The sequence below is a fragment of the Klenkia taihuensis genome (genome assembly GCF_900112525.1).
In the GTDB taxonomy this organism is placed as follows: domain Bacteria; phylum Actinomycetota; class Actinomycetes; order Mycobacteriales; family Geodermatophilaceae; genus Klenkia; species Klenkia taihuensis.
In genome coordinates this window covers 154,426-175,893 of the sequence record NZ_FOMD01000004.1, presented here as the reverse complement: position 1 = coordinate 175,893, position 21,468 = coordinate 154,426, and the positions used below count along the sequence as shown (strand labels likewise).

Below are 21,468 nucleotides of genomic sequence, written 5' to 3'. Positions count from 1 at the left end.
TCAGACGGTGGTGACGAGGGTGCCGTCGGGACCGGCCAGGTGCACCGGCGCGCCCGCGGTCAGGTCGTGGACGGCGGCCAGCCCGGCCTCCTCCACCGCACCGGCGGCCGACACCACGGCGGCGGCCTCCAGGCCCTCGACGCCGGAGGACACCGCGGCGGCGACGGCCGCCTGCAGCGCGGACAGCTGCAGCGACGGCAGCGCCACGGTGGCCGCCAGGTAGGTGCGGCCGTCGGTGTCGCGGACGGCGGCCCCCTCGGGGGCACCGGTGCGGCCGCGCGCGGAGCGGGCCAGGGTCACGAGCTTGGCGTCCTCGGCCTCGAGCTGGGTCACGGGGACACCCTCTCAGGCCCCTCGGCGGCCTCGGCCGCGAGGGCGGCGGCCTCCTTCTTCTCCCGCTTGCGCCGGCGCCGCTCGGCCCGCTCGTCGTCCTCGGGCTCCTCGATCTCCTCCGCCTCGGGTTCGGGCTCCGGCTCCTCCACGCGGCGGACCAGCATGGTGTCGATCTGGTTGCGCCGGCCGCCGGTGGACTCCGCCAGCAGGTGCAGCTCGCCGACCACGGTCTCCGAGCCCTCGATCGGCACCCGGCCGATGGCCCGGGCGAGCAGGCCGCCGACGGTCTCGACGTCGTCGTCCTCGGGCAGCTCGACCCGGAACAGGTCGGCGAGGTCCTCGACGGGCAGCCGGGCGGTGACCCGGTAGGAGCCGTCGGGGAGCTCCTCGACCGGGGGCCGGTGCACCGCGTCGTGCTCGTCGTCGATCTCGCCGACGATCTCCTCGAGGATGTCCTCGATGGTGAGCAGGCCGGCGAAGCCGCCGTACTCGTCGACCACCACGGCCATGTGGATGCGGCGGGCCTGCATGTCGCGCAGCAGCACGTCCACCGGCTTGGACTCCGGGACGAAGGAGGCCGGGCGCATGATCTCCTCGACCCGGATCCGGCTGGTGTCCTGGTCGCCCTGGGTGCGGCGCACCAGGTCCTTGAGGTAGACGACGCCGACGATGTCGTCGACGTTCTCCCCGATGACCGGGATGCGGCTGAACCCGCTGCGCAGCGCCAGCGCGAGGGCCTGGCGCACGTTCTTGCCGGCCTCGACGAAGACCACGTCGGGGCGGGGCACCATGACCTCGCGGGCGATGGTGTCGCCGAGGGAGAACACCGACTGGATCATGTTGCGCTCGCCGGCCTCCACCACCCCGCGCTCCTCGGCGATGTCGACCAGCTCGCGCAGCTCGACCTCGGTGGAGAACGGGCCGTCGCGGAAGCCGCGGCCGGGGGTGATGGCATTGCCCAGCAGGATCAGCAGCGTGGCGACCGGGCCCAGCAGCCGGCCCAGCAGCCGGGTGGGGCCGGCGGCGGCCAGGGCGATGGAGTAGGCGTGCTGGCGGCCGAGCGTGCGGGGGCCGACGCCGACCAGCACGTAGCTGACCAGCGTCATCACGGCTGCGGCGGTGACCACGCCGGCGGCCACGCCGTCGAACTCCACGAACAGGATCACCGCGATCAGCACCGCCGCGGTCGTCTCGCAGACGATCCGCAGCAGGAGCAGCAGCGAGACGTGCCGCGCGCGGTCCTCCACGACGGCCAGCAGCGCCTCGGCCCGGCGGACGCCGTCGCGGCGCAGCGTCTCCACGCGGGCGCGCGAGATCCCCTGCAGGGCGGCGTCGACCGCGGCGAACACACCGGCGACGGGGACGAGCAGGACGGCGATCACCAGCAGGGTGATCGCGGTGGAGCTCATCGCGGCGCGGTCTCCTCACCGGTGACCTGGTCACGGGGCACGGAGGCGAACTTCTTCAGGAGGTCGGACTGCAGGCCGAACATCTCCTTCTCCTCGTCGGGCTCCATGTGGTCGTAGCCGAGGATGTGCAGCACGCCGTGGGTGGCCAGCAGCAGCAGCTCGTCGTCCATGGTGTGGCCGGCCGCGCGGGCCTGGCGGATGGCCACGGCCGGGCAGAGCACGACGTCGCCGAGCAGCTCCGGGCCGGTGTCGGGGGCGTCGGGACGGCCGGTCTCCAGCTCGTCCATCGGGAAGGCCAGCACGTCGGTGGGGCCCTTCTCGCCCATCCACCGCTCGTGCAGGCTCGCCATGTGGTCGACGTCCACGCACAGCACGGACAGCTCGGCCAGCGGGCTGACGCCCATCTCGGCCAGCACGAAGCGGCACACCCCGGTCAGCGACGTCTCGTCGACGGCGATCCCGGACTCGTTGGCGACCTCGACGGCCACGGGTCAGCTGCCCTTCTGCCGCCGCGGCCCGGGGCCGCGCACGGGGGTCTGCGCGTGGGTGGTGTCCCAGCGCTCGTAGGCGTCGACGATGTCGCCGACGAGGCGGTGCCGGACGACGTCGGAGCTGGTCAGCTGCGAGAAGTGCACGTCGTCGATGCCGGCGAGGATCTCCCGGACCACCCGCAGGCCCGACTGGGCACCGCCGGGCAGGTCGACCTGGGTGACGTCGCCGGTGACGACCATCTTCGACCCGAAGCCCAGGCGGGTCAGGAACATCTTCATCTGCTCGGCGGTGGTGTTCTGCGCCTCGTCGAGGATCACGAACGCGTCGTTGAGCGTGCGCCCGCGCATGTAGGCCAGCGGCGCGACCTCGATCGTCCCCGACTGCATGAGCCGCGGGATCGACTCGGGGTCGACCATGTCGTGCAGCGCGTCGTACAGCGGCCGCAGGTAGGGGTCGATCTTCTCGCTGAGCGTGCCGGGCAGGTAGCCCAGCCGCTCGCCGGCCTCGACCGCCGGGCGGGTCAGGATGATCCGGTTGACGTTCTTGGTCTGCAGCGCCTGCACGGCCTTGGCCATCGCCAGGTAGGTCTTGCCGGTGCCGGCCGGGCCGATGCCGAACACGACGGTGCTGGCGTCGATGGCGTCGACGTAGTGCTTCTGGTTCAGCGTCTTGGGCCGGATCGTGCGCCCGCGGCGGCTGATGATGTCCAGGCTGAGGACGTCGGCGGGCCGCTCGCTGCCCCCCGCGCGCATCATCGCGACGACCCGGCGCACGGAGTCCGGGCGCAGCGCCTGGCCGGTGCGGACCAGCGCGACGAGCTCGTCGAAGACGCGGACGGCGAACGCGGTGTCGCCGGGCTCGCCGGTGAGGGAGATCTGGTTGCCGCGGACGTGGACGTCGGCGGCGAGCTCGGACTCGACCATGCGCAGCAGCTCGTCGCCGGTGCCCAGCAGCGCCACCATGGGGATGGACTCCGGGACCGTGATCGACGTGCGGACGGCGTCCTCGGACAGGCCGGCGGCGCGGGCCGAGGCCTCACGGGACGCGCTGGTGGGCTGCTCGGCCGGGGTGGAGCTCGGTGAGGTGTCGGGCAAGAACGCTCGACCCTGCCTTCCTGCGACGGGGGTGGGACCCCGCCGAGCCTACGCCGACCGTGGGGACCCGGCGCCCGGATTCCCCCGGCTCACCGACCCCGGTGGGTGGCCTTCCCCGGCCCGTCGGCCAGGAAGGAGGCCACTGCACCGCGCAGGTCCTCGGTGCCGAACAGCGCCCCGGACACCGCGGGGACCGCGTCGTCGGCGGCCCGCACGCCGTGCCGGGCGGCGGTGGCGACCAGCACCTTGGTGGCCGCGTGGGCCACGGTCGGCCCGGCGGCGACCTGCCGGGCCAGGCCCAGTGCGGCCTCGGCGAAGCCCTCGTCGGGCAGCACCCGGTTCACCACGCCCCAGCCGTGCAGGGTGGCGGCGGAGTACCGCTCGCCGGTGAGCACCAGCTCCTTGGCCCGGGCGGTGCCGGCGCGCTCGGCCAGCCGCTGCGGCCCGCCCATCGACGGGGTGAGCCCGACGACGACCTCGACCAGGCCGAAGGAGGCCCTCTCGGCCGCCACCAGCAGGTCGCAGGCCAGCGCCAGCTCGAAGGCGGCGGTGAGGGTGAGCGCGTGCGCGGCGAACACGGTGGGCACCGGCAGGTCCTCCAGCGTCTGCACGGTGCGCAGCAGCCGGGCCCACAGCGCGCCGCCGGCGGCCTCGGCGTCCGGGCCCTCGGCGATGCCGGCGAACAACGACACGTCGACCCCGCCGGAGACCACCCGGCCCTCGGCGCGGACCAGCACCGCCCGCGGCCGGTCGGCCCGCCCGGGGGCGGTGCGGTCGGCCAGCTCGTCGACGCAGGACTCCAGCGCGTCGAAGGTGGCGCCGTCGAACAGGTTCAGCGGCGGGTTGTCGAGCACGAGGACGGCGACGTCGCCGTCGCGCTCCAGCCGGACGGTCACCCGGGCGGCCAGGTCAGGGCGCGCCCGCCGAGGACGTGGCCGTGCACGTGGTGCACGGTCTGCCCGGCCTGCGGGCCGGAGTTGAAGACCAGCCGGTAGCCGGGCTCCGGCGCCTCGTCGGTGGCCAGCCCCTCCTGCACGGCGACGGCGTGCGCGGCGGCGACCACCTCGGCCAGCAGCTGCGGGTCGGCGCCGACCAGCAGCCCGGCGGTGGCGTGGTGGTCCTTCGGGACCACCAGCACGTGGGTGGGCGCCTGCGGGGCGATGTCCCGGAAGGCCAGGGTGCGCTCGGTCTCGTGCACGACGTCGGCGGGGATCTCCCCGGCGACCATCCGGCAGAACAGGCAGTCGGTCACGCGGCCGACCCTCTCACGCCCAGCGGGTGCGGGCGCAGACCGCGGCGAGGACCGCGGCACCGGCGGTCGACGTCCGCAGCACCTCCTCGCCCAGCCGCACGACCTCGGCGCCGGCGGCGCGGAAGGCCACCGCCTCGCCGTCGGTGATGCCGCCCTCGGGGCCGACCACGACCGCGATCGAGCCGGCGCCGCCCAGCTGCACCGCGGAGAACGGACGGCGGGCCTGCTCGTGCAGCACCAGCGCCAGGTCCACGTCGGCGAGCAGCCCGCAGACCGCGCGGGTGCTCATCGGCTCGGTGACCTCGGGCAGCCGGGGGCGGCGGGCCTGCTTGCTCGCCGCGCGGGCCGCCGACCGCCACCTGGCCAGCCCCTTGTCCACCCGGTCGTCCCGCCACTTCGTCACGCACCGGGACGCCGTCCAGGGCACCACCCGGTCGACGCCGAGCTCGGTGGCCAGCTCCACGGCCAGCGGGCCGCGGTCGCCCTTGGGCAGCGCCTGCACCAGCACCAGCTCCGGCGTCGGGGCGGGCACCTCGTGCCGGGCCAGCACCTCGACCTGCAGGCCCTCGGGCCCGGCCGCGGCCACCACGCCCTCGACCAGCGTGCCCTCGCCGTCGGCGACCCGGACCCGCTCCCCCGCCGTCATCCGCAGCACGTCGACGGCGTGCCGCGCCTCGTGCCCGGTGACCAGCACCGTGCCGCCGGCGGGCAGCTCGTCGACCAGGAACAGCGGGGCGCCGTCGTGGGTGAGGGTGCCGGGGTCGGTCATCGGCCGTTGAAGGCGTCGCGGACCCGGCCGAACAGGCCGTTGTGCTGGGCCCGGCTCGCCTCCGGGTGGTCCTCCCCGCGGACGGCGGCGAGCTTCCGGAGCAGCTCCTCCTGCTCGGCGTCGAGCCTGGTGGGGGTCTGCACGTCGACGTGCACCATCAGGTTGCCGCGGCCGGTGGCGCGCAGCCGGGGGGCGCCGTGCGCGCGCAGGGTGAGCACCGAGCCCGACTGCGTGCCGGCCTTGATGTCGAGCGGCTCGTCGCCGTCCAGGGTGCGCAGGGTGAGGGTGGTGCCCAGCGCGGCGGCGGTCATCGGCAGGGTGACCCGGCAGTGCAGGTCCTCGCCGTCGCGGGTGAACACGTCGTGCGGGCGCTCGTGCACCTCGACGTACAGGTCGCCGGCCGGCCCGCCGCCGGGGCCGACCTCGCCGTGCCCGGACAGCCGGATCCGCATGCCGTCCTCGACGCCGGCCGGGATCTTCACCGGGATGGTGCGGCGGGCGCGCACCCGGCCGTCACCGGCGCACTGCGAGCACGGCTGCGGGATGACCTGGCCGGTGCCCCCGCAGGTGGGGCACGGGCGGGAGGCGACGACCTGGCCGAGGAACGAGCGCTGCACGCTCTGCACCTCGCCGCGGCCGTTGCAGGTGGTGCACTGCGCGGGGTGGGTGCCCGGCGCGGTGCCGGCGCCGGTGCACAGGGTGCACAGCACCGCGGTGTCCACGGTGATCTCGGTGGTGGTGCCGAAGACGGTCTCGGCCAGGTCGAGGTCGACCCGGATCAGCGCGTCGCCGCCGGCGCGGGTGCGGCTGCGCGGGCCCCGCGTCGCCGTCCCGCCCCCGAAGAAGGCGTCCATGATGTCGCCCAGGCCACCGAAGCCGGCCCCGCCGAAGGGGTTGCCGCCCCCGCCGCCACCGGTCTCGAACGGGTCGCCGCCGAGGTCGACGATGCGCCGCTTGTCCGGGTCGGTGAGGGCCTCGTAGGCCCGGCTGACCTTCTGGAACTCCTCCTTGGCCGCCGGGTCGGGGTTGACGTCGGGGTGCAGGTCGCGGGCCTTGCGGCGGTACGCGCTCTTGATCTCCTTGTCGGTCGCCCCCTGGGCAAGACCGAGCACGCCGTAGTAGTCCGTTGCCACTTCTTCTCGATCCTCAGCTCTCGGCCAGCAGCTGGCCGACGTAGCGGGCCACGGCTCGTACCGCGGCCATCGTCCCGGGGTAGTCCATCCGGGTGGGTCCGACGACGCCCAGGCCCCCGAGCGCCAGGTCGGCGGTGCCCCCGGCCGACCCGTAGCCCACGGAGACCACCGAGGCGCCGGTGAAGCTGTGGTGCTCGTTCTCCTCGCCGATGCTCACCAGCACCGCGCCGGGGGCGACCTCGCCCATCAGGCGGAGCACGACGACCTGCTCCTCGAGGGCCTCCAGCAGGGGGCGCAGGGTGCCCGGGAAGTCCAGGGCACCGCCGCGGGTGAGGTTGGCCGTGCCGCCGACGAGCAGGCGGTCCTCCCCGGGCTCGACGAGGGTCTCGACCAGGGTGGCGCTGACCGCGGCGACCAGCCCGCGCAGGTGCGCCGGAGCGGTGTCGAGCAGGTCGGCGACCTTCACCGCGGCGTCGGCGAGCTTGGCACCGACGAACGCGGCGTTGATCAGCGTGCGCAGCTCGGCGACCGGGTCGGAGCCGGCCGGGGCGTCGACGACCGGCGGGACCTCCACGACCCGCTGCTCGACCCGGCCGGTGTCGGTGATGAGCACGACCAGCAGCCGGGTGGTCGCCAGCTGCACGACCTCCAGGTGCCGGACGGCGGAGCGGGACAGCGTGGGGTACTGGATCACCGCGACGTTGCGGGTCAGCTGGGCCAGCAGCCGCACCGTGCGGGCCAGCACGTCGTCCAGGTCGAGCGCGCCGTCCAGGAAGCGCTCGATGGCCCGCCGCTCGGCCGACGACAGCGGCTTGATGGCCGAGAGCCGGTCGACGAAGAACCGGTAGCCCTTGTCGGTGGGTACCCGGCCGGCGCTGGTGTGCGGCTGGGTGATGTACCCCTCCTCCTCCAGCACGGCCATGTCGTTGCGGATCGTGGCCGGCGACACGCCGAGGTCGTGCCGGGCCGCGAGGGCCTTGGACCCGACCGGGTCGTTGGTGGAGACGTAGTCCTGGACGATCGCCCGCAGGACCTGCAACCGGCGTTCCTCGTGGGCCACCTGCCACCTCCCGTCCGCCTGCCGTCTGGCACTCCCGCTCACCGAGTGCCAACGGCCAGCATACGACCGGACGGGGTCGCCGTCGTGGACCGCCGGGGCCGTTAGGGTGGGGCGAGTCCATGTGCTCCGGGGTGCCGGGGTGCGGTCTGAGGGGAGCCGGGGCACTGATCTTCAAGGCGGTGCGCGACGGTCGGCCCTACCCCGACCACGGCTTCTCGACCCGCGACTGGGCGATGATCCCGCCCCGCCAGATCCGGCTGGACACCCTGGTCACCACCAAGCGTCAGCTCGAGCTCGACGCCCTGCTGGCCGACGACTCCACCTTCTACGGCGACCTCTTCCCGCACGCGGTGCAGTGGAAGGGCGAGCTGTTCCTGGAGGACGGCCTGCACCGGGCGCTGCGCGCGGCCCTGCAGCAGCGCAACGTCATCCACGTCCGCGTCCTGGACCTCGACTCCCTGATGCCCACCGCCTGACCCGGGCCCGCGTCGCCCCGTGGCCGCGGGGTGCCACACCCAGCGGTGCCCAGCGGCCGGGGCACCGCGACGGGGCACGTCGCGCGGGGTCGGCTCAGAGCCAGCCCTTGTCGGCGGCGACCCGCGCGGCCTCGACCCGGGTGCGGGCACCGGTCTTGCCGATGGCGTTGGACAGGTAGTTGCGCACGGTGCCCTCCGAGAGGAACAGCCGGCCGGCGATGTCGGCCACCGTGGCCCCGTCGGCGGCGGCCCGCAGCACGTCGGCCTCCCGCCCCGACAGCGGCGAGGAGCCCAGCGCGAGCGCCGCGGCGGCCAGGTCCCGGTCGATGACCCGCTCGCCGGCGACCACCGCCCGGATGGCGGCGGCGAGCTCGGCGACCGGGGAGTCCTTCACCAGGAAGCCCTGCGCGCCGACCTCCATGGCCCGGCGCAGGAACCCCGGCCGCCCGAAGGTGGTGAGGATGACCGCCTTGACCCCGGGCAGCTCGGCGGCCAGCGCCCGGGCCGCCTCGATGCCGTCGCACCCGGGCATCTCGATGTCCATGACCGCGACGTCGGGGGCGTGCTCGCGGGCGGCCGCCAGCACCAGGTCCCCGCGGCCGACCTCGGCCACCACCTCGAGGTCCTCCTCGAGCTCCAGCAGCGCCCGCAGCGCCCCGCGCACCAGCTGCTGGTCCTCGGCGAGCAGCACCCGGATCACGTCGTCACCCCGGTCGCGGAGACGGCCGGCACCAGCGGGACGACGGCCCGCAGCTGCCACCCACCGCGGGGACCGGCCCCGCCGGTCAGCTCCCCGTCGACGGCGGCGACCCGCTCGCGCAGCCCGGTGAGCCCGGAGCCGGGTGCAGTGGCCCCGGTGGGCCCCCGCCCGTCGTCGGTGACGGTCAACGTCACCGACACGCCGTCGTCGGCCAGCTCGACGGCCACCGCGGAGGCGCCGCTGTGCCGCAGCACGTTCGTCGTCGCCTCCCGCACCACCCAGCCCAGGGCGGCGTCCACGGTGCCGGGCAGCACGGGCACGCGGTCGGGCCCGCGGAAGGCGATGCCGGCGCCGGTCAGGGCCGCCCGGGCCTCGGCGAGGGCCTGCGCGCAGCTGACCTGCCGGTAGCCGCTGACCGCCTCCCGCACCTCGGCCAGCGCGCGACGGGCCGCGGACTCCACGTCCGCCATCTCCGCCGCCGCCCGCGCGCCGTCCACCGGGGCGAGCCGGCGGGCCAGCTCGCTCTTGAGCGCGATCAGCGACAGCGAGTGGCCGAGCAGGTCGTGCAGGTCGCGGGCGAAGCGCATCCGCTCCTCCGCGACGGCGTTGCGGGCCAGCTCCTCGCGGGCGGCGGTGAGCTCGGCGTTGACGGTGAGCAGGTGCCGGGTGCCCTGCAGGGTGGCCGCGGTCATCGGGCAGAGCACCGGGAGGAACAGCGTGGCCCAGTCCCGGTACCCGATGATCACCGCCGCGCAGACCGCCGTGCCGGCCAGCACCACGGGCCAGACCAGGCGGGCCGGCAGGGTGGCCGCGGCCGCGGCGGCCACGTAGATCCACAACCCCGAGTAGTTGGTGCCCAGCACCGTCGAGAGCCCGAGGGCCAGCGCGACGACGAGCACGAAGTCGGCCCGGAAGCCGCGGGCCCCGCTGAACCGGCTCATCACCGCGAGGTAGGCGACGGTGAACACCACCAGCAGTGCCCCGATGAGCACCCGGGCCGGTGCCGGCCGGGGCGTGGTGACCAGGTCCAGCACGGGGAAGACCTGGAACACCAGCCAGGGCAGGGCCCAGGCCAGCCCGCGCAGCCGGCTGCGCTGCTGCGTCCCGGCGGCGTCCACCACGGCAGTCTGCCCGGTCAGCCGGCGACCGCGTGCAGCGGACGCCGGGCGCCCACCGCCAGCGCGGCCCCGGCGAACAGCACGGCGAACCCGGCGAGGACGGCGACCGCGAGCCCGGGCGCGGTCCCGGCGACGACGTCGCGGCCCAGCTCGCCGTACCAGTACGAGGGCACCGCCTGGGCGACCCGCCGGAACCCGTCGGGGAAGACCTCGACCGGGATCCACAGCCCGCCGAGCGCGGCCAGCACGACCGAGACGATGCCCATGGCCGCCCCGGCGGCCTTCTGCTCCAGCGCCAGGCCCAGCAGCATGCCGAGCGCGACGAACACCGCCGACCCCACCCACAGCGCGCCGACCAGCGCCGCCCACGTGCCCAGCCCGAGCTGGACGCCGTTGACGAAGCGGCCGACCAGGGCGACCACCACCAGGCTGGGCAGCACCAGCACCATGCCGACCGCGGTGTCCGCGGCGACGACCTCCCGGCCGCTGATCGGGAGCACCCGCACCTGGCGCAGCCACCCCGACGCCCGGTCGAACGACAGCCGGACGGTCGCGCCCAGGGCCGCGCCGAGGCCGCCGTAGGCCATCATCGCGACCATGTAGGTGCGGGCGTACTCCTGGTACTCCGCGCCGCTGCCGGCCTGGCCGCCGAACACCTGGGTGAAGAACACGGTGAACAGGGCGGGCAGGACGACGGTGAAGAACAGGTACTCCCACGAGCGGAGCACGCGGCGGAGCTGGAACAGCAGCAGGGCGGTCACCTCGTGCCTCCGGTGAGGGTGAGGAAGGCCTGCTCGAGGCTGGCGCCGGCCACCTCGAGCTCGGGCAGGCGGTCGCGGGCGGTGAGCAGGGCGCGGAGGGTGGCCTCCGCGTCGGTGGTGGCCAGCTCCACCAGGTCCCCGGTGCCGCCGACCGCGGTGACGCCGGGCAGGTCGCCCAGGCCGGTGCGGTCGGGGCAGGAGAACCGGACGGTGCGCCCGGCGATGCGGGACTTGATGGCCGCGGAGCTGCCGTCGGCGACCACCCGCCCGCCGTCCACCACGACCACCCGGTCGGCGACGGCGTCGGCCTCCGCGAGGTGGTGGGTGGCGAACACGACGGTGTGGCCGCGGCCGGCGAGGTCGCGCATCGTCGCCCAGAACGCCTGCCGGCCCTCGACGTCCATCGCGCTGGTGGGCTCGTCGAGCACCAGCAGCGGCGGGGTGCCGGCCAGGGCGAGGGCGAGCAGCACGCGCTGGCGCTGGCCGCCGGACAGCTGCTCGCAGCGCCGGTCGAGCAGGCCGTCGATGCCGGTGGTGGTCACCAGGTCGGTCACCGGCCACGGCTCCTCGTAGCGACCGGCGACCAGGCGGAGCACCTCGCCGACCCGGGTCTCGCTGGGCAGGCCGCCGTGCTGCAGCATCGCGCCCACCCCACCGGCCCGGACGGCGGCCAGCGGGCTGCGGCCGAGCACCTCGACGGTCCCGGCGGCGGGCCGGAACAGCCCGAGCGCGGCGTTGACCGTGGAGGACTTGCCGGCGCCGTTGGTGCCCAGCAGGGCGACCGTCTCCCCGCGGCCGATGGTCAGGTCCAGGTCGTGCACGGCGGTCGTGCCGCCGTAGCGGACGGTGAGCCCGCGGATGTCCAGTGCCGGTGTCATGCGTCCACCCTGGTCAGCGCGGCGCCGGGGATGTAGTGCGAGACGTCGTCCACAGCTGCTGACGGATGTCAGACGGCGCCGACCTACCCTCGCCGTGTGAGTGCGCAGACCCTGGAGGTGCTCGGCCGGGTCTTCGGCTACGACGCCTTCCGCGGCCCGCAGCAGCAGGTCGTGGACCACGTGGTGGCCGGCGGCGACGCCCTGGTGCTCATGCCGACCGGTGGCGGGAAGTCGCTGTGCTACCAGGTGCCGGCGCTGCTGCGCGAGGGCACCGGCGTCGTCGTCTCCCCGCTGATCGCGCTCATGCAGGACCAGGTCGACGCGCTGACCGCGCTCGGCGTCCGGGCCGGGTTCCTCAACTCCAGCCAGGACCCCGACGAGCGCCGCACGGTCGAGCAGGCCTTCCTCGCCGGCGAGCTGGACCTGCTCTACGTCGCGCCGGAGTCCCTGGGCGGGGGCGGGTCGCGCACCGCGCGGCTGCTGGAGCGCGGCCGGATCGCGCTGTTCGCCATCGACGAGGCGCACTGCGTCGCGCAGTGGGGCCACGACTTCCGCCCGGACTACCTGGCGCTGTCGGTGCTGCACGAGCGCTGGCCCGACGTCCCCCGGATCGCGCTCACCGCCACGGCCACCCCGGCCACGCACGCCGAGATCAGCACCCGGCTGCAGCTGGACGACGCGCTGCACGTGGTCGCCGGGTTCGACCGGCCCAACATCCAGTACCGGATCGCGCCGAAGGCCGAGCCGCGCAAGCAGCTGCTGGAGCTGCTGCGCACCGAGCACCCCGGCGACGCCGGCATCGTCTACTGCCTGTCGCGGGCCTCGGTCGAGTCGACGGCGGACTTCCTGGTCGCCCAGGGCATCCCCGCCCTGCCCTACCACGCAGGCCTGGACGCCGGGACCCGTGCGCGGCACCAGTCCCGGTTCCTCCGCGAGGACGGGCTGGTGATGGTGGCGACCATCGCGTTCGGGATGGGCATCGACAAGCCCGACGTCCGGTTCGTCGCGCACCTGGACCTGCCCAAGTCCGTCGAGGGCTACTACCAGGAGACCGGCCGGGCCGGCCGCGACGGCCTGCCCTCGACGGCGTGGCTGGCCTACGGCCTGGCCGACGTCGTGCAGCAGCGCAAGATGATCGACGGCTCGGACGGCGACGCCGCGCACCGCCGCCAGCTGACCCGGCAGCTGGACGCGATGCTGGCCCTCTGCGAGACGGTGGAGTGCCGGCGGGTGCGGCTGCTGGCCCACTTCGGGCAGCAGTCCGAGCCCTGCGGGAACTGCGACACCTGCCTGGTGCCGCCGGAGACGTGGGACGCGACCATCCCGGCGCAGATGCTGCTGTCCACCGTCCTGCGGCTGCAGCGCGAGCGCGGGCAGTCCTTCGGCGCCGGGCAGTCCATCGACATCCTGCTCGGCAAGCGCACCGACAAGGTCGCCCAGCACCGGCACGACGAGCTGACCACCTTCGGCATCGGCACCGACCTGTCGGAGGTGCAGTGGCGCGGCGTCGTCCGGCAGCTGCTGGCCCAGGGCCTGCTCGCCGTGCAGGGCGAGTACGGGACGCTGGCGCTGTCGGAGGCCAGCGGGCCGGTGCTGCGCCGGGAGCGCAGCGTGCCGATGCGCCGGGAGCCCGACCGGGTGGCCCGCGGGCGCACCGGCAAGGCCGCCAAGGCCGCCGTCGACCTGCCCGCGGAGGCCGCCCCGGCGTTCGAACGGCTCCGGGCCTGGCGGGCGGCCACGGCCAAGGAGCAGGGCGTGCCCGCCTACGTGGTCTTCCACGACGCGACGCTGCGCCAGATCGCCACCGAGGAGCCGGCCGACACCGCGGCGCTGGGCAGCATCAGCGGGGTCGGCGCAGCCAAGCTGGAGCGCTACGGCGAGGGCGTCCTCGCGGCCCTGCGGGGCTGAGCCCGCCGAGGCGGTCAGCCGGCGCGCGTCCGGTCGCACCGGGTGCGGCCGGGGATCAGTCGGTGAGGTCCCGGACGAGGGCGTCGGCCAGCAGGCGGCCCGGGTCGGTGAGGACGGCGCGGCCCGCCGCGTGGGCGTCGGGCTCCAGCAGGCCGCGGGCGACGGCGTCCGCGGCGCGGGCCCGGCCGGCGTCCGACAGCGCGGTGAGGGCCAGCCCGTCGCGCAGCCGCAGGCCCAGCATCACCGTCTCCAGCGCGACGTCCTCGGGCGTGAGCCGCTCCGCACCGGCGGCGGGGTGCTCGCCGGCAGCCAGGCGGGCGGCGTAGGCGGCCGGGTGCTTGACGTTCCACCAGCGCAGCCCGCCGACGTGGCTGTGCGCGCCCGGGCCGATGCCCCACCAGTGCGCGTTGGCCCAGTACAGCTCGTTGTGCCGGCAGCGGGCGGCGCGGTCGGTGGCCCAGTTGGAGACCTCGTACCACTCCAGCCCGGCGCCGCGGAGCACCCGGTCGGCCTGCTCGTACCGGTCGGCCAGGACGTCGTCGTCGGGCATCGGCAGCTCGCCGCGGGCGACCCGGCGGGCCAGCTTGGTACCCTGCTCGACGATGAGGGCGTAGGCGCTGACGTGGTCCACGGGTGCGTCGAGGACGGCCTGCAGGGAGAGGTCCCAGTCGGCGTCGGTCTCCCCCGGGGCCCCGTAGATGAGGTCGAGGTTGACGTGCTCGAACCCGGCGGCGCGGGCCTCGCGGGCGGCCGCGGCGGCCCGGCCGGGGGTGTGCCGGCGGTCGAGGACGGCGAGCACGTGCGGCGCGGCCGACTGCATGCCGAGGCTGATCCGGGTGAACCCGCCGGCGCGGAGCACCGCGAGGGACTCCGGGGTCACCGACTCGGGGTTGGCCTCGGTGGTGACCTCGACGTCGGCGGCGACCGGGAAGAGCTCCCGGGCGCGGTCGAGCACGGCGACCAGGTCGGACGCCGGCAGCAGCGTCGGGGTGCCGCCGCCGACGAAGACCGTGCTGATCTCCGGCGGCTCCGGGCCGAGCACCCGCGCGGCCAGCTCCAGCTCGGCGATCGCGGTGGCCGCGTACTCGCTGCGGTTGGCGCCGGGGCCCAGCTCGTCGGAGGTGTAGGTGTTGAAGTCGCAGTAGCCGCACCGGGTCGCGCAGAACGGCACGTGCACGTACAGCCCGAACGGCGTCGTCGGGACGGCCGCGCGGGCGGCGTCGTCGAGCATCGAGGGGTCGGCCGGCAGGGCAGGGGTGTGGCCGATCAGCGGCAGGGTGGTGGTCATCGCTGCACCCAGTGTCCACGCGCCCGGCAGGATGGGGCGCGTGACCGACTCGGTGCTGCACGTCGAGGTGTCCCGCGGTGTCGCCACCCTGACCCTCGACTCCCCCGCCAACCGCAACGCGCTCTCCCGGGCGATGCGCGCCCGGCTGCGCGAGGCGCTGTCCGCCGCGCTGGCCGACGACGCCGTCCGGGTGGTGGTGCTCGACCACACCGGCCGGGTGTTCTGCTCCGGCATGGACCTGTCCGAGGCCGCCGGCGGCGCCGCGGAGGACCAGGGCGTGAACGAGTTCCCCGACCTGCTCGCGACGCTGTGGCACTCGCCCAAGCCGGTGCTGGCCGCCGTCCGCGGTCCGGCCCGGGCCGGCGGCGTGGGGCTGCTGGCCGCCTGCGACGTGGTGGTGGCGGGCACCTCGGCCACGTTCGGGTTCGCCGAGGTGCGCATCGGCGTCGTCCCCGCGGTCATCTCGGCGGTCTGCCGGCCACGGATGCACGCGAACGCGGTGCACCGGCTGATGCTCACCGGCGAGGTGTTCGACGCCGCCACCGCGCGCGACGCCGGGCTGGTCGACCTGGCGGTCGCCGACGACGAGGTGACCGCGACCGTGCAGGCCCAGGTGACCGCGCTGGCCGCCGGGGCGCCCGCGGCGCTGGCCGAGACCAAGCGGCTGCTGCGCTCGGGCACCGACCTGGACTTCGCGCCGCTGCTGGAGACCTCGGCCCGGTTCTTCGCCTCGGCCGAGGGCCAGGAGGGCATCGCCGCGTTCCGCGAGAAGCGGCCGGCGTCCTGGGTGCCCCAGGGCTGACCCTTGCGGGCGGGCCCGGCGAGCGGGACCCTGCCGGCATGAGCGAGCCCGACCGCAGCCGCTTCGCCGCCCTGCCCGACACGCCCCGGCCCGACGACTGGGTCGAGACCACCGACACCGCGCAGTGGCCGGTGGACACCGACCGGGAACGGCGGGAGACCCTGGGCGAGACGACCCGCGCGGTCTACCTGGGCGGTCCGCTGCCCTGACCCAGGTCGCGCACCAGGTAGCGGACGTCGTCGGCCGCGTGGTGCTCCACGCCCGCGGTGTCGGTCCACGTGTAGTGGTCGGCGTAGGCCAGCCCGGTCTCGGCGAAGCCCAGCCGCAGGTACAGCCGGGCCGCGTCGGGGTTGTCGTCGGCGACGCCGAGCCCGACCCGGGTCCCGCCCTGGCCGGCCGCGAGGGCGCACAGCGCCTCGACCAGCGCCGTGCCGTGGCCCCGGCCGCGCTCGTCCGGGTGCACCTGCAGGTTGCTGATCTCCGGCAGGCGCCCGAGCCGCTCCCGCACGACGGCGTCCCGCGGGTCCCGGCGCAGCATGCCCGTGCCGACGGCCCGGCCGCCCACCTCGGCGACCAGCACGGTGCAGCGGCCCCCGGCCTGCGCGGCCAGGTGCGCCTCGTAGACCCCGGCGGGTGCGTCCATCGCCCGCGTCAGCGCCTCGGCCTCCCCGGCCAGGGCCGTCCGCACGACGGCCCTCACCGCAGCTGCCGGGTGGCGTCACCCAGGCGCTCGGTGACGCCGCGGGCGTCCAGCCACTCGGCCAGCGGGACGGCGACGCGCCGCGAGGTCCCCCACGCCTGCCGGGCCTGGCTGAGGGTGAACGGCTGCGGCAGCCCGGTCAGCGCGCGGCGTGCCCGCTCCTCCACCCCCGGCGCCAGCACCACGCCCTCGCCGACCCGGACCAGCTGACCGTCGCGCACCGCCGCCGCCAGCTCCCGCGGACCCAGGCCGGCGGCGGCGAGCTGCTCGGCGTCGGGGGCGGCGAAGGGGTCGTCGGCCAGCCGGGCCAGCACCTGGGTCACCGCCCGCTGCACCGGCTCGGGCAGGCCGGCGTCGGCACCGACCACCCGGCCGTCGCGCAGCACCAGCGGTGGGCGGACGAGACCGGCCACGAGGTCGGCGTCGGGCAGGTCCAGCGCGCTGCGCAGCACCGCCGTCGGCGGGCCGGGCTCCAGCGGGCGCAGCTGCCGGTAGCGGGCGACGACGGCGGGCACCCGGGCGGCCAGCTCGTCGGCCAGGCCCGGGGCCAGCAGCCAGCGGCCCACCGCGGTCGCGCCCTCGGGCACCGACCAGCCCATCGCGGTGAAGTCGGCGTGCAGCACCACCCGGCGGCGGGCCAGGTCGGCCGCCGCTCCCCCGCCGGCGGCGAGGTCGGCGGCGCGGGCCCGGGCGGCACCGCGGCGGCGCAGCTCCGGCGGGTCGACGTCGCGGACGCCGGCGCCGTGCACCGTGCGGCTGCCCGGGTCGCGCAGCAGCAACCGGTCTCCCACCCGCAGCGGCAGCGGTGCGCCCAGCCGCAGCCGCACCGCGGCGCCGTCCAGCGGCCGGACCCGGGCGGCGACGGTGGCCGAGCCGATGTGCACGACGAGCTCGGCGGGCAGCCTGTCCACCGGGCGGGTCAGCACGACGTCCAGCTCGGCGGTGTCCCGGAACGCCCCCGGGGTGAGCAGCGCGTCGCCGCGGGAGAGGTCCTCGACGGCCACCCCGCGCAGGTTCAGCGCCACCCGCGCGGTCGCCTCCGCGCGCTCGACGGGTGCACCGAGGGACTGCAGGCCGCGGACCACGACGTCCTGGCCGCCCAGGGTCAGCCGGTCCCCCGCCGCGACCGCCCCGGCGGCGAGCGTGCCGGTGACGACGGTGCCGGCGCCGCGGATGGTGAAGCCGCGGTCCACCCACAGCCGCACGGGCGCGGCGGTGTCGGGGGCGGGCAGGCCGGCGAGCACGTCCTCCAGGGCGGCGGCGACCGCGGGCACGCCGTCGCCGGTGCGCGAGCTGGCCGCCACCCCGGGGATGCCGGCCAGCGTGGTGGCGGCCAGCCGCTCCTGGACGTCGGCGAGCACCGGCGCGGGGTCGGCCAGGTCGGACTTGGTCACCACCAGCAGGCCGTGCCGCACGCCCAGGGCGTCGAGGACGGCGACGTGCTCGCCGGTCTGCGCCGACCAGCCGTCGTCGGCGGCGACCACGACCAGCGCGGCGGGGACCGACCCGACGCCGGCGAGCATGTTGCCGACGAAGCGCTCGTGCCCGGGGACGTCGACGACGGCGACCGTGCGGCCGCCGGGCAGCGTCGTCCAGGCGAAGCCGAGGTCGATGGTCAGGCCGCGGCGGCGCTCCTCCTCCCACCGGTCGGGCTGCATGCCGGTGAGCGCGGTGACCAGCGCGGACTTGCCGTGGTCGACGTGCCCGGCGGTGGCGATCACCTGCACGCGCGCACGGCTCCCACGAGGGCCTGGTCGTCGGCCGGGTCGAGGCTGCGCAGGTCCAGCAGCGTGCGGCCCTCGGCCAGGTAGCCGACCACCGGCGGGGTGCCGCGCCGGAGCGGCTCGGCGAGGGCGGCCGGGACCGACACCGCGACGGAGGGCAGCTCGAACTCCGGTGCTCCCCCGCCGCCGACCCGGGCGCCCGCCTCGACCACGTGCGCGTCGCCGCCCAGCGCGGTGACCACGGCCTCGGCCCGGGTGCGCAGCTCCTCGACGGTCGTCTCCAGCATCCGGCGCACCGGCGGCACCGGGCCGCGCAGCGTGGCCTCCAGCGCGGCGAGGGTGGTCTTGTCCACCCGCAGCGCGCGGTAGAGGGGGTGCCGGCGCAGCCGCTGCACCAGGTCGGCGCGGCCCAGCACCAGCCCGGCCTGCGGCCCGCCGAGCAGCTTGTCGCCGCTGCACAGCACCAGGTCCGCGCCGGCGGCCAGCGTGGTCTGCAGGTCCGGCTCGTCGGGCAGCGCCGGGTGCGGGCGGAGCAGCCCCGACCCGACGTCGGCGACCACGGGGACCCCGATCCCGGCCAGCTCGGCCACCTCGACGGAGCGGGTGAACCCGCGGACCACGAAGTTCGACGGGTGGATCTTCAGCACCGCGCCGGTGCCGGGCCCGACGGCGGCGGTGTAGTCGGCGAGGGCGACCCGGTTCGTCGTCCCGACCTCGCGCAGCCGGGCGCCGGTCGACTCCAGCAGGTCGGGGATGCGGAACCCGTCGCCGATCTCGACCAGCTCCCCGCGGGCGACCACCAGCTCGCCGCCGAGGCAGGTGGCGACCAGGGCGAGCGCGGCGGCGCAGTTGTTCACCACGATCGCGGCCCCGGCGGCGGGGACGGCGGACAGCAGGGCCTGGATCGCGCCCTCGCCGCGGGGTCCGCGCCGGCCGGTGGTCAGGTCGAGCTCGACGTCGGTGGTGCCGCTGGCCGCCACGACCGCCTCGACCGCGGCCGTCGACCAGGGCGCCCGGCCCAGGTTGGTGTGCACGAGCACGCCGGTGGCGTTGAGCACCCGGTGCAGGCTCGCCGCCGAGGCGGGCAGCGCGGCGACCACCGCGTCGGCGGCGTCCGCCGGGGGGACCTCGCCGTCCCGCACGCGCTGCTGCACGGCGGCGACGACCGACTTCGCCAGCTCGCGGCCGAGCCGGTCGGCGGCTGCGGCGACCCGGGGGTCGGCGAGCAGGGCGTCGGTGCGGGGCACCTGCCGGCGGGGGTCGGTCGTCGGGTCTCCCTGGTGTGCGGTGGACTGCTGGCGGAGGCGGACGGGAATCGAACCCGCCTGACCCGGCTACCGGGCCACGTCGGCTTTAGAGGCCGCGGGGGCCACCAGACACCCTGACGCCTCCACCGCAGACCCTACGTGCGGGTCACCCGGTCAGCGCGGCCGTCACCCCGGCGCCGGCCAGCGCGACCGCGGCCACCAGCCCCGTCGTGCCGGCGAGCAGCCGCCGGGGGAAGGCGTGCCGGACCATCAGCAGCGAGGGCAGGCTCAGCAGCGGCAGGGTGACCAGCAGGACGGCTGCCGCGGGTGCGGCCAGGCCCGCGGCCAGTGCGGCGGCCACGACGGCGACCTCCCCGCCGGTGGGCACCGGCAGCGCGATGCCGGCGACCAGGAGGAGCAGGAGGACGGCGACCGCGGCGGCACCGGACCCCGCCTCGGCGGGGAACAGCACGCCGCGGAACGCCCCCAGCACGAAGACGACGGCGAGGTACTCCGGCAGCAGCCGCACGGACAGCCCGGCCAGCACCGCGACGAACCGCACCGGCGACGGCCGGGTGTCCACGGGCACCTCGGGCACCTCGACCGGCGCCGTCCCCCGGCGCCCGGCCAGCACCACGGCCCCGACCACGACGGCCAGGCCGGCCCCGAACCGCAGCACCGCCCACGGCCAGGGCAGCACGGCCAGGCAGAAGACCAGCACCACCGGGTTGAGCGCGGGGTTGCCCAGCCAGAAGGCGAGCACCGCGCCGGTTCCGGCCCGCGCCCGCCGCAGACCGACGGCCAGCGGGGCAGCGCAGCAGGAGCACATCAGCGTCGGGACCGACGCCAGACCACCGCGGAGCCCGCCGCGGGCGGCGCCGGCGTCGGGGCGGCCCAGCACCCGCCGCAGCCAGTTGACCGGCAGCAGCACCTGTACGGCCGCGGCCAGCACCAGCCCGACGACGAGGGCCTTCCAGATGGCCGCGGTGTAGGCGACGGTGAAGTCCCAGCCGGCGGCGAGCGACACCGGCGGGGCCGTGTCGCCGTCCCCGGTGACGATCGAGGCGCCGAGGTCGTGGCTGCCCAGCACGGCCGGCACCTTCCCGGCGTAGGGCCCGTACTTGGCCCACCACAGGCCGCCGACCAGCAGCGCGACCGCGACCCCGCCGAGGACCAGCAGCCGGCGGCGGTCGGTGACGGGTGGCTGCTCGGTGGTGGTCACGCGCATCCCCTCGACGGCGGTCGTCGGCGACCCCCTGCTCGGGCCGGGGGCCATCATGCTCCCCGGCGCACGGTCCGGTTCACTGGGGCGGGTGACCGCGACCCGGCTGACCCAGTACGCGCACGGCGGCGGGTGCGCCTGCAAGATCCCGCCCGGCGAGCTGGAGGCGGTCGTCGCCGGGCTCACCCACACCGGCCCGCGCGACCCCGCCACCGAGCTGGTCGTCGGTCTGGACGACGGCGACGACGCCGCGGTGGTCCGCCTGCCCGGCGGGCAGGGCCTGGTGCTCACCACCGACTTCTTCACCCCGGTCGTGGACGACGCGTACACCTTCGGCCGGATCGCCGCGGCCAACGCGCTGTCCGACGTCTACGCCATGGGCGGCCGGCCGGTCGTCGCGGTGAACCTGCTGGGCTGGCCGCGGGACGTGCTGCCCGCCGAGCTCGCCGCCGAGGTGCTGCGCGGCGGGCTCGAGGTGGCGCACGCGGCGGGCTGCCACGTCGGCGGCGGGCACTCCATCGACTCCCCCGAGCCCACCTACGGCATGGCGGTGACCGGGCTGGTGGACCTGGAGCGGCTGATCCGCAACGACCGCGCGGCCGCCGGGGACGCCATCTCGCTGACCAAGCCGCTGGGCGTGGGCACCCTGAACAACCGGATGAAGGCCACCGGCGAGCCGTCGCCCGAGGCCATCGACTCGATGACCCGGCTCAACGCCGAGGCCTCCGTCGCCGCGGTCGCCGCCGGGATCCGGGCCGGCACCGACGTCACCGGGTTCGGCCTGCTCGGCCACCTCTACAAGATGGCCCGGGCCAGCGGCGTCACCGCGGTGGTGTCGGCCGCCGACGTCCCGTACCTGGCCGGCGCCCGGCAGTCGGTCGCCGACGGCTACGTCTCCGGCGGCACCCGGCGCAACCTGGACTGGGTCCGCCCGCACGCCGACCTGTCCGCCGTCGGCGAGGACGACGCGCTGCTGCTGGCCGACGCGCAGACCTCCGGCGGCCTGCTGCTGTCCGGGGAGGTGCCGGGGTCACCGGTGATCGGGGAGTTCGTCACCGCCGGGGAGCACGCCGTCGTCGTCCGCTGATGCCGGGCAGGTAAG

General features: G+C 76.2%; 23 protein-coding genes and 1 tRNA gene. 5 read left to right on the top strand and 19 right to left on the bottom strand.

What is annotated here, in order from left to right; translation table 11 throughout:
* The 9 genes from BM158_RS16730 to hrcA form a co-directional block, all read right to left on the bottom strand.
* Complete coding sequence (locus tag BM158_RS16730; RefSeq protein WP_091561949.1) at nucleotides 1-333, bottom strand: cytidine deaminase; 333 nt, start codon at nucleotides 331-333, stop codon at nucleotides 1-3.
* Nucleotides 330-1,742, bottom strand: a complete 1,413-nt coding sequence (locus tag BM158_RS16725) for a hemolysin family protein (protein ID WP_091561945.1) — start codon at nucleotides 1,740-1,742, stop codon at nucleotides 330-332. Before BM158_RS16725 ends, BM158_RS16730 begins: the two co-directional genes overlap by 4 nt.
* Nucleotides 1,739-2,230: an rRNA maturation RNase YbeY gene (gene ybeY / locus BM158_RS16720; RefSeq protein ID WP_091561941.1), complete on the bottom strand. Its 492-nt coding sequence runs from the start codon at nucleotides 2,228-2,230 to the stop codon at nucleotides 1,739-1,741. Before ybeY ends, BM158_RS16725 begins: the two co-directional genes overlap by 4 nt.
* A 3-nt stretch (nucleotides 2,231-2,233) precedes the next feature.
* Nucleotides 2,234-3,328, bottom strand: coding sequence for a PhoH family protein (locus BM158_RS16715; RefSeq protein ID WP_091561940.1), 1,095 nt, complete (start codon nucleotides 3,326-3,328; stop codon nucleotides 2,234-2,236).
* A gap of 89 nt (nucleotides 3,329-3,417) precedes the next feature.
* Nucleotides 3,418-4,224, bottom strand: a complete 807-nt coding sequence (locus tag BM158_RS16710; protein ID WP_229827827.1) for an enoyl-CoA hydratase/isomerase family protein — start codon at nucleotides 4,222-4,224, stop codon at nucleotides 3,418-3,420.
* Nucleotides 4,221-4,580, bottom strand: a complete 360-nt coding sequence (locus BM158_RS16705) for an HIT domain-containing protein (protein WP_229827828.1) — start codon at nucleotides 4,578-4,580, stop codon at nucleotides 4,221-4,223. The genes BM158_RS16710 and BM158_RS16705 overlap by 4 nt, the downstream gene beginning before the upstream one ends.
* 13 nt (nucleotides 4,581-4,593) lie before the next feature.
* Complete coding sequence (locus BM158_RS16700) at nucleotides 4,594-5,349, bottom strand: 16S rRNA (uracil(1498)-N(3))-methyltransferase (protein WP_091561933.1); 756 nt, start codon at nucleotides 5,347-5,349, stop codon at nucleotides 4,594-4,596.
* Nucleotides 5,346-6,482 (bottom strand): molecular chaperone DnaJ, encoded by a 1,137-nt coding sequence (gene dnaJ, locus BM158_RS16695; protein ID WP_091561930.1) that lies wholly within the window; start codon nucleotides 6,480-6,482, stop codon nucleotides 5,346-5,348. Before dnaJ ends, BM158_RS16700 begins: the two co-directional genes overlap by 4 nt.
* 13 nt (nucleotides 6,483-6,495) lie before the next feature.
* Nucleotides 6,496-7,542, bottom strand: coding sequence for a heat-inducible transcriptional repressor HrcA (gene hrcA / locus BM158_RS16690; protein WP_091561927.1), 1,047 nt, complete (start codon nucleotides 7,540-7,542; stop codon nucleotides 6,496-6,498).
* Nucleotides 7,543-7,661: 119 nt separating this feature from the next.
* Here hrcA and BM158_RS16685 point away from each other — a divergent pair, with 119 nt between their 5' ends.
* Nucleotides 7,662-8,018 (top strand): type II toxin-antitoxin system VapB family antitoxin, encoded by a 357-nt coding sequence (locus tag BM158_RS16685; protein WP_457920188.1) that lies wholly within the window; start codon nucleotides 7,662-7,664, stop codon nucleotides 8,016-8,018.
* 94 nt (nucleotides 8,019-8,112) lie between these two features.
* On the opposite strand, the gene BM158_RS16680 is transcribed toward BM158_RS16685, so the two are convergent.
* Genes BM158_RS16680 through BM158_RS16665 form a run of 4 tightly spaced genes read right to left on the bottom strand, consistent with a single transcriptional unit; the run spans nucleotide 8,113 to nucleotide 11,475 of the window.
* The gene (locus tag BM158_RS16680) at nucleotides 8,113-8,718 is read right to left on the bottom strand and encodes a response regulator transcription factor (protein WP_091561923.1); all 606 of its coding nucleotides are present in this window, start codon (nucleotides 8,716-8,718) and stop codon (nucleotides 8,113-8,115) included.
* Complete coding sequence (locus BM158_RS16675; RefSeq protein ID WP_165628989.1) at nucleotides 8,715-9,836, bottom strand: sensor histidine kinase; 1,122 nt, start codon at nucleotides 9,834-9,836, stop codon at nucleotides 8,715-8,717. Before BM158_RS16675 ends, BM158_RS16680 begins: the two co-directional genes overlap by 4 nt.
* Nucleotides 9,837-9,853: 17 nt before the next feature.
* The gene (locus BM158_RS16670) at nucleotides 9,854-10,597 is read right to left on the bottom strand and encodes an ABC transporter permease (protein ID WP_091561920.1); all 744 of its coding nucleotides are present in this window, start codon (nucleotides 10,595-10,597) and stop codon (nucleotides 9,854-9,856) included.
* On the bottom strand, nucleotides 10,594-11,475 hold the full coding sequence (locus BM158_RS16665) for an ABC transporter ATP-binding protein (protein WP_091561915.1): 882 nt from the start codon (nucleotides 11,473-11,475) through the stop codon (nucleotides 10,594-10,596). Before BM158_RS16665 ends, BM158_RS16670 begins: the two co-directional genes overlap by 4 nt.
* Nucleotides 11,476-11,571: 96 nt before the next feature.
* On the opposite strand from BM158_RS16665, the gene recQ reads away from it, so the two are divergent.
* Nucleotides 11,572-13,383 carry a DNA helicase RecQ gene (gene recQ, locus BM158_RS16660; RefSeq protein WP_091561911.1) on the top strand — a complete coding sequence of 604 codons (1,812 nt, stop codon included), beginning with the start codon at nucleotides 11,572-11,574 and terminating at the stop codon, nucleotides 13,381-13,383.
* A 55-nt stretch (nucleotides 13,384-13,438) separates the two neighbouring features.
* Here recQ and hemW read toward each other — a convergent pair whose 3' ends face one another.
* Nucleotides 13,439-14,671 carry a radical SAM family heme chaperone HemW gene (gene hemW / locus BM158_RS16655; protein ID WP_191328728.1) on the bottom strand — a complete coding sequence of 411 codons (1,233 nt, stop codon included), beginning with the start codon at nucleotides 14,669-14,671 and terminating at the stop codon, nucleotides 13,439-13,441.
* Nucleotides 14,672-14,711: 40 nt separating this feature from the next.
* On the opposite strand from hemW, the gene BM158_RS16650 reads away from it, so the two are divergent.
* Both BM158_RS16650 and BM158_RS21870 read left to right on the top strand, forming a co-directional pair.
* Nucleotides 14,712-15,473 (top strand): enoyl-CoA hydratase-related protein, encoded by a 762-nt coding sequence (locus BM158_RS16650; RefSeq protein ID WP_091561908.1) that lies wholly within the window; start codon nucleotides 14,712-14,714, stop codon nucleotides 15,471-15,473.
* A gap of 38 nt (nucleotides 15,474-15,511) precedes the next feature.
* Complete coding sequence (locus tag BM158_RS21870; protein WP_165628988.1) at nucleotides 15,512-15,682, top strand: hypothetical protein; 171 nt, start codon at nucleotides 15,512-15,514, stop codon at nucleotides 15,680-15,682.
* Here the strand turns inward: BM158_RS21870 and BM158_RS16645 are convergent.
* The 5 genes from BM158_RS16645 to BM158_RS16630 form a co-directional block, all read right to left on the bottom strand.
* Nucleotides 15,658-16,173: a GNAT family N-acetyltransferase gene (locus BM158_RS16645; protein WP_131802070.1), complete on the bottom strand. Its 516-nt coding sequence runs from the start codon at nucleotides 16,171-16,173 to the stop codon at nucleotides 15,658-15,660. The two genes, BM158_RS21870 and BM158_RS16645, sit on opposite strands and share 25 nt — an antisense overlap.
* The gene (selB, locus tag BM158_RS16640; RefSeq protein ID WP_091561903.1) at nucleotides 16,170-17,900 is read right to left on the bottom strand and encodes a selenocysteine-specific translation elongation factor; all 1,731 of its coding nucleotides are present in this window, start codon (nucleotides 17,898-17,900) and stop codon (nucleotides 16,170-16,172) included. The genes BM158_RS16645 and selB overlap by 4 nt, the downstream gene beginning before the upstream one ends.
* Nucleotides 17,891-19,144 (bottom strand): L-seryl-tRNA(Sec) selenium transferase, encoded by a 1,254-nt coding sequence (selA, locus tag BM158_RS16635; RefSeq protein ID WP_229827829.1) that lies wholly within the window; start codon nucleotides 19,142-19,144, stop codon nucleotides 17,891-17,893. Before selA ends, selB begins: the two co-directional genes overlap by 10 nt.
* 49 nt (nucleotides 19,145-19,193) lie before the next feature.
* Nucleotides 19,194-19,289, bottom strand: a tRNA-OTHER gene (locus tag BM158_RS21865).
* 21 nt (nucleotides 19,290-19,310) lie between these two features.
* Nucleotides 19,311-20,366 carry a permease gene (locus BM158_RS16630; protein WP_165628987.1) on the bottom strand — a complete coding sequence of 352 codons (1,056 nt, stop codon included), beginning with the start codon at nucleotides 20,364-20,366 and terminating at the stop codon, nucleotides 19,311-19,313.
* Nucleotides 20,367-20,457: 91 nt separating this feature from the next.
* Here BM158_RS16630 and selD point away from each other — a divergent pair, with 91 nt between their 5' ends.
* Nucleotides 20,458-21,453 carry a selenide, water dikinase SelD gene (gene selD / locus BM158_RS16625; RefSeq protein WP_229827830.1) on the top strand — a complete coding sequence of 332 codons (996 nt, stop codon included), beginning with the start codon at nucleotides 20,458-20,460 and terminating at the stop codon, nucleotides 21,451-21,453.
* Nucleotides 21,454-21,468: the final 15 nt, after the last annotated feature.

Bases quoted from the DNA above. Each gene is read 5' to 3' on its own strand.
- BM158_RS16685 (WP_457920188.1), top strand. From the start codon at position 7,662: ATGTGCTCCGGGGTGCCGGGGTGCGGTCTGAGGGGAGCCGGGGCACTG.
- BM158_RS16725 (WP_091561945.1), bottom strand. From the start codon at position 1,742: ATGAGCTCCACCGCGATCACCCTGCTGGTGATCGCCGTCCTGCTCGTC.
- BM158_RS21870 (WP_165628988.1), top strand. From the start codon at position 15,512: ATGAGCGAGCCCGACCGCAGCCGCTTCGCCGCCCTGCCCGACACGCCC.
- BM158_RS16665 (WP_091561915.1), bottom strand. From the start codon at position 11,475: ATGACACCGGCACTGGACATCCGCGGGCTCACCGTCCGCTACGGCGGC.
- hemW (WP_191328728.1), bottom strand. From the start codon at position 14,671: ATGACCACCACCCTGCCGCTGATCGGCCACACCCCTGCCCTGCCGGCC.
- BM158_RS16700 (WP_091561933.1), bottom strand. From the start codon at position 5,349: ATGACCGACCCCGGCACCCTCACCCACGACGGCGCCCCGCTGTTCCTG.